The organism is Alteribacillus iranensis (genome assembly GCF_900113025.1).
In the GTDB taxonomy this organism is placed as follows: domain Bacteria; phylum Bacillota; class Bacilli; order Bacillales; family Marinococcaceae; genus Alteribacillus_A; species Alteribacillus_A iranensis.
On record NZ_FONT01000003.1, the window covers coordinates 255,877 to 270,659 of the forward strand.

Genomic DNA, 14,783 nt, shown 5'->3' on the forward strand with positions numbered 1-14,783 from the left:
TGTATGTTAGAGCATATAATCTTTCAAGGTGGTTGCTATGGAATATGAGGACTTAAACAAACAGATTGGAAACAAGCTCCGTTACATACGAAAAAGAAGAGGGTTAAGCCTCGAGGAAACAGCAGCGCGGACCGGAGTGAGCAAACCGATGCTTGGACAAATTGAGAGAGGAATATCGAATCCGACAGTAGGGACACTATGGAAAATAGCAAACGGCCTTCACGTTGCATTTAGTACGTTCATCGAATCAGAGCGGCCGGATGTGCAGTATATTGACTATGACAGACTAGAAGTGTTACAGGGAGAACAAGGAACGTTTCATGTTAAGCCGGTCATCCCTAAAAATACAGAAACACCGTTTGAAGTGTATTATATTGAATTGGATGCTCAAGATGAATATTTTTCCCAAGCTCATCCTGAAGGAGTAGAGGAGTATCTCTTCCTCACAGAAGGGGAGCTCGAGGTTCATATAAAGGGTAGGTCGTATGTATTAAAAACAGGAGACGCTCTTCGATTTAAAGCGAATCATGACCATACTTACAGAAATAAATCTAATCATATGGCCAGATGTACGATGATCATTTATTATTCCTCCTCCTGAAGAATAAGAAAATCAGTGCCATTAAAGACACTGATTTGTATGGTAGCGATTAAAACTGAAAGCCATATCGTTTTGATACGACATCATAAAAGCCAAGAGAGTTGTATAAAGCCTTCGTGGCAGCATTGCTGACCCCTGTTTCCAGCTCAATGCCTTTTATACCGTTGTTTTCTGCCCAGTAAATAATTTTTAGTAACAGTTTTTTAGCAATCCCCTGATTACGGTACTCTTTATGTACATATAGATCGTTAAGCCAGATGTAGTAGCCGCCTTTTTGCAGGCTGATGCTAACGTTTAGAAATGCGACTCCGAGTATGCTGTCGTTGTCTTCTGCCACGAATATATGAGCCATTGAATCATCTGTCAACGCTAAGTCAATCGAATGTAATAGCAAATCGTATGCATTCTCTTTTCCTATAGATTCCATTTGACCCATCATTAAATCAGCAATTCGTTCTCGCATGTCTTGACTGCTGTCTTTTTCTACTTCATAAATATGCATGTCAGGCCTCCTCTCTCTTTAACATCTATTCCCGAACGCCACTTTTTTTATTTTATCATAAGTTACGCACGTTCTATATTCAAATATTCCTCTAAGAAAATAGCTATTCCATTTTCTTCATTGCTTAACGTAACATGATTGGCGGCAGACTTCGCTTCGGCGGAAGCATTCCCCATCGCAACTCCGAGTCCTGCTTCGCTCAGCATTTCTAAGTCGTTTACTTCATCTCCAAATGCAATCACGTCATCCATCGTCACATTGCAATACTCTGTTACTTTACGTAACCCCATCGCCTTATTATTCCCAGCTCGTATCACCTCGATCATATGATACGGAGCGCCCCATGATCGTTGATTGACGCCTTGGCTTTTCTTGCCTGATATAATATTTTGTAGTTCTTCGGCATTTTCTGCTTTCGGGTAGACGAGCATAGAAGTAGGATCGGTCGGTAAGATTCTTTTTAAATTGCCGAACGCTGCCGGTTCTGTACTGATTGCTAACATGTCAAGAAACTGTTCATCGTAGTTATTAAGGAAAACGTCATCTACTACTTCTGCCAGGATGTTATATACATCAAATGCTTCACACGTATCGATAACGGTTTTGGCCGTCTCCAAGTCTAATGGAGAGTGATGGGCTTTATACGAGAAATCACCTGGATGATGTACGTATGCACCATTTGAATTTACAATTGGTGTTTTCATTCCGAGTTGCTGATAGTACATCTTACTCGCACGATAAGGCCTTCCCGTCGCAATGGCGAGAATATGGCCGGCTGCCGCTGCCTTTCTAAGAGCTTGATACGTACGTGTAGAAATCGTCTTATCATTCTTTAACAGGGTCCCATCCAAATCAAGTGCAATTAAATGTCTGCGCATACGTCTTTAACCTCGTCTTTCTGTCCATAATAAAAAAAGCAACGTACCGTTCAACAGATTGTTAGAAATGACGTCTGAGACTATCTCTTCTTTTTTTAAAATATGCTATATTTAAAAGAAGATGCTCGCTTCTATTTTAAACTAGTGTCATGATAAATAAAAGTTTCTAGCCGGTACGGTATCAACGAAGGAGTGCGTACGATGCAAGAATTTTTCTCTACTTTTTCATTTCGGGCTCTGTGGACGCCTGAATTAATCGCCGTTTTAGCCGGAGTAGCGTTCGTGTATTATTGGATAACAGTAAAGCGCCGCGATCGGTTTATTGGGGCAGAGGACGTTCCATTGCGACAAAAAGTTTACTTTGTGTTAGGGCTGTTTGCTTTATATCTTGGGTGGGGAAGTCCATTATATATTGCCGGTCATTCATCCATGACCATTCATATGATACAAATGGTGTTTGCCTATTTTGCGGCGGTGCCTTTATTTTTGTTATCGATCCCAAAATGGGTTCTTCATACATTCATTTATAAATGGAAAAAGAAAGCAAATTGGTCTCATACTGTAATAATGAATCCGGTTCTTGGCCTGCTATTATTTAATGGTTTGTTTTCTGTGTATCATATACCTGCTGTTTTTGACGCGTTAATGCTTAATAAGCCTTTGCACAGTGTTTATTACATTGTGTTACTGGGAGCGGCAGGGTTAATGTGGTGGCACATGCTTGCACCGCTGCCATCTAATCATAATTTATCTGATTTACGCCGGATTATTTATATATTTGGGAACGGTATTCTCATCACGCCGGCTTGTGCTTTAATTATATTTGCTGGAAGTGCCATGTATGAAACATATACCAACCCAGCGGTGTGGTCTAACGTAATGGCTTATTGTCTGCCGCCCGGTGACACACTGCCGCCAGGCCTCGTGGACTCCGCGGGAAGCAGTTTCCGCTTTTTGGATGTTCACCCAGATCAGCAGCTGGCAGGAGTACTGATGAAAATTGCACAAGAGATTGTATACATGAGTACTATTGGTTATGTGTTTAAACAGTGGCTCTCCAAAGAGTCATTACAAGACGGGGAGACGACCATTAGTGATATTCCGGCTCATGCAAACCATTTAAAAAACCGGTAAAAGTACAAGGATAAGAGGAAGAGAGTGATCATCTTGAAACGGCTTGTACAAGTGCTGATAAGTATAACGATAGGACTTGTGTTGTTAAGCGGTTGTTCATGGTTGTATGAAATCGGCAGTGAACCAGAAGCGAAAAATGGGAATGATTTATCAGCCGCAGAGATGGAGATTATTCCATTTGAAGCGGTAAACCAACATGGAGATACAGTAACGGATAAGGACTTAGAAGGGGACTATTGGATGGCTAATATGATTTTCACCCGGTGCCCGACGGTTTGCAACTTGATGACTCCGAACATGCTGAATTTACAAGGAAAATTACAAGAGGAAGGTTTAGACGTCAGACTTGTTTCGTTTACAGTAGATCCAGAATTCGACGGACCGGAACAGTTGAAGAAATATGGGGATGATTACGGGGCGGATTATAGTTCCTGGGATTTCTTGACGGGTTATACGCAAGAGGAAATAAAAGAAATAGGAAAAGAGTCTTTTAAGAGCGTGGTAGAAAAGGATCCAGAAAATGAAGACATCATTCACGCTACTACGTTCTTCTTAATTAATCCTGAAGGACAAGTCATACGAAGTTATGATGGTTTGGAAAATGACCCTGAGCCGATTGTAAATGATTTAAAGCAGCTAATGGAATAGATATTAGGATATAAGACTAGTGATTTCCATCTAATATTGATAAACTGTGAAAGTGGTAAACTTCATGGGAACCCTTATGTAAAGGAGGGAAGGACTTTGCCGAAATCAAAAAGATTCCTTTTCTTTATCGTTGCTGCAGTAACGAGCTTGTTGCTCACGGCCTGTGGAGGCGGCGATGAAGAGGAAATGACTTTAGTTAATGAAAATTGGGAAGAAGTAACGGTTACGGAAAGTGGCAAACCAACCGTATTTTTACACTTTACCGGGGTTGGCTGAAGTCATTGTATTGCGCAGCTCGTGCAGCTGCAGGAGAACTATGAGTTGTTTGAAGAGATGGATGCAAACGTGTATGCCTTAAGCAGTGACTCTCCTGAACACCATGTGGAATTGAAGGAAGAGATGGGTTTTACTTTTGAATTTTTATCTGATCCCTCCATGGACGTTATAGAGAAAGCAGATATGAAAGGACAAGAGACATCTGTTCGTGGTTATTCTGTATTCGATGAAAATGGTGAATTGATTACTTCGGAAGAAGACGATTATTGGGGAGAGAACATTAACGATACAGCAGAAAAAATAAATAATGCTTTAGAATAACTTGCTGCCCTTTTAATGACTAATCCAGATCATTAAAAGGGTTTTTTTTAATCGGTTTTACTGAAAAGTGGAAATCGGAGGGAGGTCGTACCCCCCTTGGAACGTTCACCGTGAGGAAGAGGAGGGCGAAAGTTGACCAAAAATTATGCTGGTTTTTGTGGAAAGTCAGGCAAGGAGATGAATAGTACCCAAAACTGCGGTGGATTTTCTAGGAGGTCAGGCAAGAGGTGGAAAGCTGCCCAAAAAGAGAAGTGGTGGTGTCATAAGGTAAGGCAAGGAGACGAAAGGTACTCAAAACCGCGGTGGATTTTCTAGGAGGTCAGGTAAGAGGCGGAAAGCTGCCCAAAAAGAGAAGTGGTGGTGTCATAAGGTAAGGCAAAGAGATAAATAGTACCCAAAACTGCGGTGAATTTTCTAGGAGGTCAGGCAGGAGGCGGAAAGCTGCCCAAGAAGAGAAGTGGAGATGTCATGAGGTAAGGCAAGGAGACGAAAGGTACCCAAAATCAACGCGCATTTCCCGGAAAGTCAGGCAAAGATGCGAAATCCCTAAAATTGCACAGGCTCGCTCATGGAATTTTACGAATGGATGCTGGTGTCAGTTAATCATTGGAGAAGGATTGAAGAGATAAAGAATGCAATAAGCAGCCCCTCGCACAACATGGTGTTTCGTCAATCATGCATATAAATACAAATAAGATAGAAATGCATTATTCATACATACATGTATAAAATTTGCGGTTTCACCTTTTGGAATTAGAGGGTAAACAGCAAGTGAATCAAAAGAAAAGATTTCAGCAGAAAAAATATAAAAATACAGTTGCATTAATATATATTCACACTTATAATAATACTCAACAGAAAATGTATAAAGATAGAACGGGGTGCAAGTTTATGAAAGCAGCTATTGTCGGAGCAACAGGCTATGGGGGAATAGAGTTAATACGACTATTGCATAATCATCAGGAAATAGAGCATATTGCTGTATTCTCATCCTCTCAAGAAGGGAAAACGATGGCTCAAAGCTATCCTCATGTGACAGAGATTATTGATGAAACGTTAGAAACCATAGATGCAGCAACTTTAAAAGAATATGACGTTGTGTTTTTATCTACACCACCAGGAGTGTCAGCTGAACTGAGCGCTGAATTGGTGCCAGAAACGAAAGTCATCGATTTGTCTGGAGATCTTCGATTGAAAAGAAGCGATATTTACGAAGCATGGTACGGCAGGAAGAGTGCTCCGAATCACTTGCTACAGCAAGCCGTTTACGGACTGTCCGAATGGAAAAAAGAAAGCATTAAGAATACATCGCTGCTTTCGAATCCTGGTTGTTACCCAACAGCTATTCTATTAGGGCTGGCCCCTCTGATCCAAGAAGGTGCGATACAACCGGAATACTTAATTATAGATGCGAAGTCAGGTACGACAGGGGCAGGACGTTCCCCTTCCGCCATGACTCACTTCAGTGAAATGAATGATAATTTCAAAGTTTACAAGGTGAATGAACACAAGCATACACCAGAGATCGAGCAGCAGCTAAGTGACTGGGCTAACAAAGAAGTAACCGTCACATTTACTCCTCATCTTGTCCCAATGACCAGGGGAATTATGGCTACGATGTATGCGCCGTTAACAGAAGGTTGGTCAACAGAAAAAATTACTGCTCTGTACGAATCTGTGTATGCGGATCAGCCATTTGTGCGGGTACGAGAAAATGGGACATTTCCATTCACGAAAGAAGTGTATGGTACGAACTATTGCGATATGAGTTTTTCTATCGATGAAAGAACGGGAAGGATAACGGTCGTTTCAGTCATTGACAACCTCGTGAAAGGAGCGTCCGGGCAGGCTGTCCAAAATATGAATCTAATGTTTGGCTTTGAAGAGGGAACAGGATTAAACACCATTCCAATTTATCCATAAGGAGGAGAGGCGAATTATGAGCAAGATGGAAACAGCTACAGATATTACAGAGGTAAACGACGGCAGCATTATTACACCAATTGGTTTTAAAGCAGCGGGAGTCTACTCTAAAGTTAAAAAGAAACGCAGAGATCTAGGTGTCATTTATTGTGATGTTCCTGCATCAGCGGCTGCGGTTTATACATTGAATAAAATTCAAGCTGCACCTCTCCAAGTTAGTAAAGAGAGCATAGAGACTGAAGGAAAACTCCGGGCGATTGTAGTGAATAGCGGCAATGCCAATTCATGTACAGGGAAGCAAGGCTTGGCAGATGCCTACGAAATGAGAAATACAGCGGCAGAAACGTTTGAAGTGCCCGATCATCATGTCGCCGTTGCTTCGACTGGAATAATTGGTGAGAAATTAAATATGGAAAAGATTGTTCCAGGTATACAAAGTCTGCAACCTCAGTCTGACTTTGAAGATGCGGATCAGTTTAATGAAGCAATTCTCACGACTGACATCGTAAAAAAGCACACTTGCTATGAAACAACGATTGATAATAAAAAAGTAACGTTCGGCGGGACAGCAAAAGGGTCAGGGATGATTAACCCAAACATGGCCACGATGCTTAGTTTTGTGACAACCGATGCTGCCATTGAGCCGGAACATTTACAAACAGCTTTATCTCAAGTGACGAACAAAACGTTTAATCGAATTACTATCGATGGAGATACATCTACGAATGATATGGCTGTCGTGATGGCAAGCGGTCTTGCAGAAAATGACTCTCTTACTCCTTCTCATCCGGAATGGAATAAATTTGTGAAAGCGCTGGAGATGGCATGCGAAGATCTTTCCAAAAAAATTGCCCGGGACGGCGAGGGAGCAACAAAGCTGATTGAAGTGAACGTAAAAGGAGCAGCAACAGACGAGGAAGCTGGAAAAGCGGCAAAGCAAATTGTCGGTTCTGACCTCGTTAAAACGGCAGTCTTCGGTACAGATGCGAACTGGGGAAGGATTATATGTGCACTAGGATACAGTGAAATTAGCTTAGATCCGGACACGATCGATATCGCAGTTGGACCGGTCGTAACATTAAAAGACAGTACGCCGGTAGATTTTTCTGAAACGGAAGCAAAAGCCTATTTAGAACAGGATACCATTGTGATTGATGTAAATTTAAACATGGGTACTGGCACTGGGAAAGCTTGGGGATGTGACTTAACGTATGATTATGTTCGTATCAATGCAGGTTATCGTTCGTAACCGAAGAAGGAGAGATGGTGGATCATGGACCAGATTGTAGTTATAAAATGCGGAGGCTCTACGGTTGATGCTCTGCCCTCCGCTTTTTTTGAAAGCATTGCGGCAATGAAGGAGTGCGGGAAACATCCTGTGGTTGTCCACGGAGGCGGACCGGCAATCAATGACATGCTCAAGCAGCTAGACATTGAATCTGAGTTTGTGAACGGTCTTCGGAAGACTACCGATGAGGTATTAGAGGCTGCAGAAATGGTATTGAGCGGAAAAGTGAATAAAAACCTCGTAGCTGCTTTCCAAAAAGCTGGAACACAAGCTGTCGGTATGTCAGGTGTAGACGGAGAGCTTCTTAAAGCATCTCCTGTAGACCTTGAAACATTGGGTCTTGTTGGGAAAGTGGAAGAAGTGAATGAAACAATTATTGAATTTTTTATTAAGAATGATGTGATACCGGTCATCGCGCCGATTGCTTCTGCAGGCGATGGGGAAAAATTAAATGTCAACGCAGATGAAGCGGCTGCAGCAGTAGCCCGGGCATTAGAAGCAGAAGAACTCGTATTTGTGACAGACGTAGACGGGGTTCTCATTAATGGAAAGATCACCGAGAAGTTAGACGTAGATGAAATTGACACGTTAATTAAGAACAAAACGATTTATGGCGGCATGATTCCTAAAGTAAAAGCCGCAGCAGCTAGTTTAACAGGGAATATTGAAAAGGTAACGATTGCGAATGGGAACGGGAAAAACACGTATGCGAATGGCTCTTTAAAGGGAACTGCGATTATGAAGCAAAAAGAAACTATTACGTAAGTATAAAACGATGCAGCATGGGAGGAACCGTGGATGAGCTCATATACAGATCCAGCACAGTTAGGAGAACAACTTTTTCCAGTATATAAACGATGGGATATTGCTTTTAAAGAGGCAGCTGGCTCTTTTATTACCGGCCAGGACGGGACACAATATATTGACCTCATGTCAGGAATAGGAGTAACAAGCCTTGGTCATTGTCATCCCGCCGTTACGAGAGCTGTTGAAGACCAGCTGCACAAAGGCTGGCATGGCTCCAATTTTTTTCAATATGAAGGGCAGGCCAACACTGCAGATCTGCTGACAAAACATTCATGCGGCGATCTAGTATTGTTTGTAAATAGTGGTACAGAAGCAAATGAAGCAGCGATTAAACTCGCAAGAAAGCATACCGGACGACAAAAGATCATCAGCTTTGTCCAGTCTTTTCACGGTCGTACCTATGGCAGTATGGCTGCTACTGGCCAAGATAGCATCCATCAGGGATTTGGGCCAAAGCTTGAAGGATTTGAATATATACCTTACAACAACGTGAATGAGCTGGAGAAAGCTATTGATGATACTACAGCTGCTGTCCTCGTAGAAGTCGTGCAAGGGGAAGGCGGCGTCATTCCAGGGGAGGAGTCATTTCTTACAACGGCAGAGCGTTTGGCCAAAGAAAAAGGCGCACTTTTCATGGTTGATGAGATACAAACGGGATTAGGTCGTACCGGAGCTTTCTTTGCTCACCAGCATTACAACTTAACTCCTGATATTATTACTACAGCGAAAGCATTGGGGAATGGATTTCCGACAGGAGCTGTAATTGGAAAAGAGAAATTAAAAGACGCTTTCGGTCCTGGAAGCCATGGTTCTACTTTTGGAGGCAATCCGTTGGCAATGGCTGCAGCGGAAGCGACGTTAACTACATTAATAGAAGAGAATTGGATCGAAGAGGCAGCTTCTAAAGGTGAAAAATGTTTTTCAGCAATAGAGCAGCTTATTGGTCCGCTTCCTAATGTAAAAGAAGTACGTGGAAAGGGACTTATGATTGGGATTGAACTGACCGAACCAGCTGCCGATTACATCAAAGAAGTCCAGAAGAAGGGCGTTCTCGTCATCGGAGCCGGTCCGAATGTCATTCGTTTGTTGCCGCCGCTTACGATTGAATGGGATACTCTCATGAAAGGCATCGAAGCTGTAAAGGCTGTACTAGAGAAGTGAAAAAGAGTCAACAAGAGGAGGTATTGAAATGAAGGGATATATTAAGCTGGAGAGCGGAGAGATATTTGAAGGGCAGCTTGCAGAGAGCACGGAGGATATCTATGGAGAAATTGTGTTTTGTACGGACATGACGGGATATCAGGATGTGTTAACAGACCCTTCTTACTATGGACAAATTGTTGTATTTACATATCCCCTCATTGGTAACTATGGATGGAATCTGAACGACATCGATAAGAACTCCATTCAGCCGGCGGGTATTGTCATTAGTGAGACACAAGACCAAGTGTTTCATTATGAGGCAGAAGAGTCACTTCCAGACGTGTTCCGAAAGGCTGGCATCCCTTTTTTGTCCGATGTGGACACACGAGCGCTTGTAAAAACAGTCCGTGAAAAAGGAGAAATGGGTGCTGTTCTCAGCACCTCCCACGAAAAAGCCAGCTTTCAAACGTATCAACCGATGGAAGAAAGAAAAGTGATTCGTGAGGTAAGTACAAAGGAACCTCTCTCTTTTGGAAAAGACGGATTCCATGTGGTGATGATCGATTTTGGATACAAGCCGTCAACCGTTTCACATTTACTTCAATATGGGTGCCGGGTAACGGTTGTGCCGTACAACTATGGTTCAGAGAAAATAAGCGAACTAAAACCGGACGGAATTTTCTTCTCGGACGGTCCTGGTAACCCAGCTCAAGTGAAAGCACAACTTCCAGAATACAGAGAGCTCGCTGAAACGTATCCAACGCTCGGCTTGTGCATGGGTCATCAGATTCTTGCATTAGCATTTGGAGCGAAAACAGAGAAACTTCATTTTGGTCATCGTGGCGCAAATCAACCTGTCTTGAATGTAAAGACAAACAAAGTCTTTATGACCGCACAAAATCACAGTTATAAAGTAGACGAAAACAGCCTTCCAAAAGGAGAGTTTATTGTTCAATATAAAAATGTGAATGATGGTTCCGTGGAAGGGCTCTCTCATTTAAAGCATGATATCATCACGACCCAGTTTCACCCTGATGCCAGCTCAGCGGACAGCAAAGAAATATATGATCAGTTTTATGTACATCTAAAGAAAAAAGGGAGAGAGAGAACCTATGCCTAAAGAGACGAAGATAAAAAAGGTGCTTGTCATCGGGTCTGGGCCCATTGTTATCGGTCAGGCTGCGGAATTTGACTACGCTGGTACACAGGCATGTCTTGCATTGCGGGAAGAAGGGATGGAGGTTATTTTAATGAATAACAACCCCGCTACCGTGATGACGGATGAAGCATGTGCTGATAAGGTATATTTTGAACCACTAACGGTGGCATCGGTGGAGAAAGTGATACAAAAGGAACAACCGGATGGTCTTCTCGCTACGTTAGGTGGGCAGACAGGACTGAATCTCGCATTTGCCTTAGATGAAGAAGGCATTTTAAACAAATACAATGTGACTCTTCTTGGAACGCCGGTAGAGTCGATAAAAAAAGGGGAAGACCGGGAGCTGTTTCGTTCTCTCATGAATGAACTAGGGGAGCCCGTCCCTGAAAGTGATATAGTGGAGAAAGAAGAAGAAGCCGTAGATTTTGCAAATGCAACAGGGTATCCGATCATTATCCGTCCCGCTTACACGCTCGGTGGAGGAGGCGGGGGAATTGCTCATAATGAAGAGGAACTCCGTTATATTATACAAGGCGGCTTAGAAGCAAGCCCCATCCATCAATGTCTTGTCGAAAAAAGTATTGCAGGATTTAAGGAAATTGAATTTGAGGTCATGCGGGACAGCAATGACACGTGTATCACGATCTGCAGCATGGAGAATATTGACCCGGTCGGCGTCCATACAGGTGATTCCATCGTAGTGGCACCTGCTCAAACATTGACTGATATGGAATACCAAATGCTTCGCTCTTCTTCCTTAAAAGTCATTCGAGCCCTTGGTATTGTAGGTGGATGTAATATTCAATTTGCTTTGGATCCAAAGAGCAAGCAATACTACATTATTGAGGTAAACCCTCGTGTCAGCCGTTCCTCGGCTCTCGCCTCCAAAGCAACCGGTTATCCCATTGCACGAATGGCCGCTAAGCTTAGCGCGGGCTATCATCTGCATGAGCTGTTAAACCCAGTAACCGGTCATACGTATGCAAGTTTTGAACCGGCTCTTGACTACGTTGTTGTAAAGTTTCCGCGTTTTCCATTTGATAAATTTACGTATGCCGATCGGACGCTTGGCACACAAATGAAAGCGACCGGGGAAGTCATGGCCATTGAACGTAATTTGGAAGCGGCTCTTCAAAAAGCTGTACGGTCTCTCGAAATTAAAACGTACGGTTTATCGTTGCCAATCCTGGCAAAAAACACAGTGAGCGAGCTCTATCATAAGCTTGATGAGCAAAACGACCAGCGCTTCTTTATTATTATGGATCTGTTACGACATGGAGAAAGCGTACAGACGATTCACGATAAAACAGAGATTGACTTATTCTTTTTACATGTATTCCAGAAATTGATTCACATGGAAGAGGACATTAAAACTTATACGTGGAGCGACGTATCAGAGAGCAAGTTACTTTCTTGGAAGAAAGCCGGTTTTACGGATAAGTGGCTGGCTGACGAGTGGAAAATAGATCCATTATATATTTATAATCAGAGAAAAGAGTGGGGAATCCTGCCATCCTATCATATGGTGGACACGTGTGCCGGAGAATTTACCGCGGAAACTCCTTACTATTATTCCAGCTGGTATAAAAACAGTGATGAGAAGGATGCTACAAGTAAACCTAAAATTCTTATTGTCGGTTCAGGGCCGATTCGAATAGGTCAAGGTATTGAGTTTGATTACTGTTCGGTTCATGGAGCTATGGAAGTACAAGAAGCTGGATATGAAGCGGTTATTATTAATAACAACCCAGAAACAGTGAGTACCGATTTCGAGATGGCGGATCATCTCTATTTTGAACCGTTGACCATTGAAGATGTGCTTCACGTGGCTCACGTAGAAAAGGTGGAGTCGGTCATTGTACAACTTGGCGGTCAGACCGGCATTTCACTGACGGAAGAGCTGGAAGCGGCCGGCCTGAAAGTACTGGGTACCTCTTCCGACACGATTGACCAACTGGAGGACCGAGGACGATTTTATGAATTTATGCAGCGAGTAGACGTTCCTCATATTCCCGGCGTGACCGGTTATGATCGAGAAGACGTTCTTCAAAAAGCAGAGACAGTTGGATATCCAATCCTTTTGCGTCCTTCTTATGTTATCGGCGGTCAGGGAATGGCGATTTTGACAAATAAAGAGGAACTCGAAAGTTACTTATCGTCGGTAAACGAGAATGTAGAATATCCTATTCTCATCGATGCGTTTTTACCAGGGAAGGAACTAGAAGTAGACGTTCTTACAGACGGACATGATATTTTCATACCAGGTATGTTCGAACACGTAGAACCAGCGGGTGTCCACTCAGGTGACTCCATGGCAGTAACTCCGCCATTTTCCCTCGATGAAACAACGAAAGAGCTGGCTGTTCAATATGCTCAAAACATTGCGAAAGGCATGGATTTTAAAGGCATATTTAACATCCAATTTGTCTATGAAAATGGGCGTCTGTATGTTATCGAAATTAATCCACGGGCATCAAGAACTGTTCCTATCTTTTCTAAAGTAACAGGAGTAAAAATGGTAGAAGGCGCTGTGCAAATGCTGCTTGGGACCTCTGTGAAAAAGTGGAGCGGAGGCAAAACAGGTATATTGGAAGAGACACCTTATTATACGGTGAAGGCTCCTGTTTTCTCTAATGAAAAGCTTGCAGGCATCGACCCTCTTCTTGAAGCGGACATGAAATCGACGGGTGAATTGATTGCCATGGCTAAAGACAAAAAAGAAGCCTTCCAAAAAGCGTTTGCTTGGTCTGAAAGTCAAATTCCATTGTTATTTAAGAAAAAAGGTCTTGTGTTCTGTGACATTGATGAATCACAGGTAGCAGCAAGTCTTCCTGCTCTGAAACATTTAAAAGAACTAGGGTGTACGTTAGTGACAGACAGCGATACAGACTTTGCCGATCAAGTGATGTCCTTTGATCAATGGATAACGAATGAAGAATCGGCAGCATATCTCAGCTTCCCGAAAACGGGTCATTCTACAGGAAAAGCGCGGAGACAGCAAGCGCTGAAACAGCGTAAAACCATTGTGACCAACCCGCAGACATTTACATTGATGGCCGAGGCCATGACAGGAACGATGAAAGAGCCTCAAGCTATTGATGAATGGCTGGAACAGTTCACGGAAGTTTATGAAGGAGTGTAACGGAGTGAGTGAAAATACGAGAATTGATATCCCTGCCGGTTTTCAAGGCAGGGACATCCTGACTCTCCTTGATTATACGGGAGACGAACTAACACAACTGTTGGAATTTGCGGAACAACTAAAGAAAGCACCTTACCAACCAGACATGTTACAAGGGAAATCACTTGGCATGATCTTTGAGAATGCGTCTACACGGACGAGAGTGTCTTTTGAAGTTGGGATGACACAGCTTGGCGGTCATGCTCTCTTTTTAAGTCCGAGAGATATGCAAATTGGGCGCGGTGAACCAATAAAAGATACAGGGCATGTTTTGTCGCGGTTTCTAGATGCTATTATGATACGGACAAACTCTCATGAAATGGTAGAAGAACTGGCGTCCTATGCAGAGGTCCCTGTCATTAACGCTTTAACGGACTTATACCATCCTTGTCAGGCGCTCGCAGATATTTTAACAGTGAAAGAACAGAAAGGAAGCCTCGAGGGCTTAAAAGTTACCTTTGTAGGGGATGGAAACAATGTGGCACATTCATTAATGATTATTTGTGCCAAATTGGGAATGGACGCAGCATTGGCAGTTCCAAAAGGGTACGAGCCTGATGAAAACGTCTGGAAAGAAATTGAAGCGGTGGCGGAAGAAAAAGGGACAAAAGTAGAGCTCACTCATTCTCCGAAGGAAGCGGTGAAAGAGGCAGATGTGATTTATACCGATGTGTGGGCTAGTATGGGATATGAAGAAGAACAAGGTGATAGAGAAAAAGCATTCGAAGGTTTTCAAGTTTCAGAAGAGCTATGTTCTCATGCGAAAGAGGATTTTATCTTTTTGCATTGCCTCCCTGCTCATCGCGGAGAAGAAGTGACATCAGAAATCATTGATGGAGCGCATTCGTTTGTGTATGATCAAGCAGAAAATAGGCTGCACGCTCAAAAAGCAATGCTTGCAGCTGTCATTGGAGGATAAGGT

14 protein-coding genes are annotated in these 14,783 nt (G+C 42.9%); 12 read left to right on the top strand and 2 right to left on the bottom strand.

The window, feature by feature from the left end; genetic code table 11:
• The first annotated feature begins 37 nt into the window (after positions 1–37).
• Complete coding sequence (locus BM095_RS08975; protein ID WP_091660498.1) at positions 38–601, top strand: helix-turn-helix domain-containing protein; 564 nt, start codon at positions 38–40, stop codon at positions 599–601.
• A gap of 49 nt (positions 602–650) precedes the next feature.
• On the opposite strand, the gene BM095_RS08980 is transcribed toward BM095_RS08975, so the two are convergent.
• Positions 651–1,103 (bottom strand): GNAT family N-acetyltransferase, encoded by a 453-nt coding sequence (locus BM095_RS08980; RefSeq protein WP_091660501.1) that lies wholly within the window; start codon positions 1,101–1,103, stop codon positions 651–653.
• A 62-nt stretch (positions 1,104–1,165) separates the two neighbouring features.
• Positions 1,166–1,981, bottom strand: coding sequence for a Cof-type HAD-IIB family hydrolase (locus BM095_RS08985; protein WP_091660504.1), 816 nt, complete (start codon positions 1,979–1,981; stop codon positions 1,166–1,168).
• Positions 1,982–2,182: 201 nt separating this feature from the next.
• On the opposite strand from BM095_RS08985, the gene ctaG reads away from it, so the two are divergent.
• The 11 genes from ctaG (at position 2,183) to argF (ending at position 14,780) form a co-directional block, all read left to right on the top strand.
• Entirely contained in the window at positions 2,183–3,115 is a 933-nt protein-coding gene (ctaG, locus tag BM095_RS08990; protein ID WP_091660507.1) for a cytochrome c oxidase assembly factor CtaG, read from the top strand.
• Positions 3,116–3,139: 24 nt separating this feature from the next.
• A complete protein-coding gene (locus tag BM095_RS08995; RefSeq protein WP_245757857.1) occupies positions 3,140–3,763 on the top strand; it encodes an SCO family protein in 624 nt (207 codons plus the stop codon).
• A gap of 96 nt (positions 3,764–3,859) precedes the next feature.
• Complete coding sequence (locus tag BM095_RS09000) at positions 3,860–4,039, top strand: hypothetical protein (RefSeq protein ID WP_091660510.1); 180 nt, start codon at positions 3,860–3,862, stop codon at positions 4,037–4,039.
• Between the two features lie 9 nt (positions 4,040–4,048).
• Complete coding sequence (locus tag BM095_RS09005; RefSeq protein ID WP_091660512.1) at positions 4,049–4,360, top strand: peroxiredoxin family protein; 312 nt, start codon at positions 4,049–4,051, stop codon at positions 4,358–4,360.
• 891 nt (positions 4,361–5,251) lie between these two features.
• A complete protein-coding gene (argC, locus tag BM095_RS09015) occupies positions 5,252–6,283 on the top strand; it encodes an N-acetyl-gamma-glutamyl-phosphate reductase (protein WP_091660985.1) in 1,032 nt (343 codons plus the stop codon).
• A gap of 16 nt (positions 6,284–6,299) precedes the next feature.
• Complete coding sequence (argJ, locus tag BM095_RS09020) at positions 6,300–7,532, top strand: bifunctional glutamate N-acetyltransferase/amino-acid acetyltransferase ArgJ (RefSeq protein ID WP_091660517.1); 1,233 nt, start codon at positions 6,300–6,302, stop codon at positions 7,530–7,532.
• Positions 7,533–7,556: 24 nt separating this feature from the next.
• Positions 7,557–8,336 carry an acetylglutamate kinase gene (gene argB / locus BM095_RS09025; protein WP_091660520.1) on the top strand — a complete coding sequence of 260 codons (780 nt, stop codon included), beginning with the start codon at positions 7,557–7,559 and terminating at the stop codon, positions 8,334–8,336.
• A 33-nt stretch (positions 8,337–8,369) separates the two neighbouring features.
• Positions 8,370–9,539 (top strand): acetylornithine transaminase, encoded by a 1,170-nt coding sequence (locus BM095_RS09030; protein ID WP_091660523.1) that lies wholly within the window; start codon positions 8,370–8,372, stop codon positions 9,537–9,539.
• Between the two features lie 28 nt (positions 9,540–9,567).
• Positions 9,568–10,641 (top strand): carbamoyl phosphate synthase small subunit, encoded by a 1,074-nt coding sequence (locus tag BM095_RS09035; protein ID WP_091660525.1) that lies wholly within the window; start codon positions 9,568–9,570, stop codon positions 10,639–10,641.
• On the top strand, positions 10,634–13,822 hold the full coding sequence (locus BM095_RS09040; RefSeq protein WP_091660528.1) for a carbamoyl phosphate synthase large subunit: 3,189 nt from the start codon (positions 10,634–10,636) through the stop codon (positions 13,820–13,822). Before BM095_RS09035 ends, BM095_RS09040 begins: the two co-directional genes overlap by 8 nt.
• A complete protein-coding gene (gene argF, locus BM095_RS09045; protein ID WP_091660530.1) occupies positions 13,809–14,780 on the top strand; it encodes an ornithine carbamoyltransferase in 972 nt (323 codons plus the stop codon). Before BM095_RS09040 ends, argF begins: the two co-directional genes overlap by 14 nt.
• Positions 14,781–14,783: the final 3 nt, after the last annotated feature.

Excerpts from the sequence above, each read along its gene's own strand:
- BM095_RS08975 (WP_091660498.1), top strand. The coding sequence starts at position 38 with ATGGAATATGAGGACTTAAACAAACAGATTGGAAACAAGCTCCGTTAC.
- BM095_RS08980 (WP_091660501.1), bottom strand. The coding sequence starts at position 1,103 with ATGCATATTTATGAAGTAGAAAAAGACAGCAGTCAAGACATGCGAGAA.
- BM095_RS08985 (WP_091660504.1), bottom strand. The coding sequence starts at position 1,981 with ATGCGCAGACATTTAATTGCACTTGATTTGGATGGGACCCTGTTAAAG.
- ctaG (WP_091660507.1), top strand. The coding sequence starts at position 2,183 with ATGCAAGAATTTTTCTCTACTTTTTCATTTCGGGCTCTGTGGACGCCT.
- argC (WP_091660985.1), top strand. The coding sequence starts at position 5,252 with ATGAAAGCAGCTATTGTCGGAGCAACAGGCTATGGGGGAATAGAGTTA.
- argJ (WP_091660517.1), top strand. The coding sequence starts at position 6,300 with ATGAGCAAGATGGAAACAGCTACAGATATTACAGAGGTAAACGACGGC.
- argB (WP_091660520.1), top strand. The coding sequence starts at position 7,557 with ATGGACCAGATTGTAGTTATAAAATGCGGAGGCTCTACGGTTGATGCT.
- BM095_RS09030 (WP_091660523.1), top strand. The coding sequence starts at position 8,370 with ATGAGCTCATATACAGATCCAGCACAGTTAGGAGAACAACTTTTTCCA.
- BM095_RS09035 (WP_091660525.1), top strand. The coding sequence starts at position 9,568 with ATGAAGGGATATATTAAGCTGGAGAGCGGAGAGATATTTGAAGGGCAG.
- BM095_RS09040 (WP_091660528.1), top strand. The coding sequence starts at position 10,634 with ATGCCTAAAGAGACGAAGATAAAAAAGGTGCTTGTCATCGGGTCTGGG.
- argF (WP_091660530.1), top strand. The coding sequence starts at position 13,809 with ATGAAGGAGTGTAACGGAGTGAGTGAAAATACGAGAATTGATATCCCT.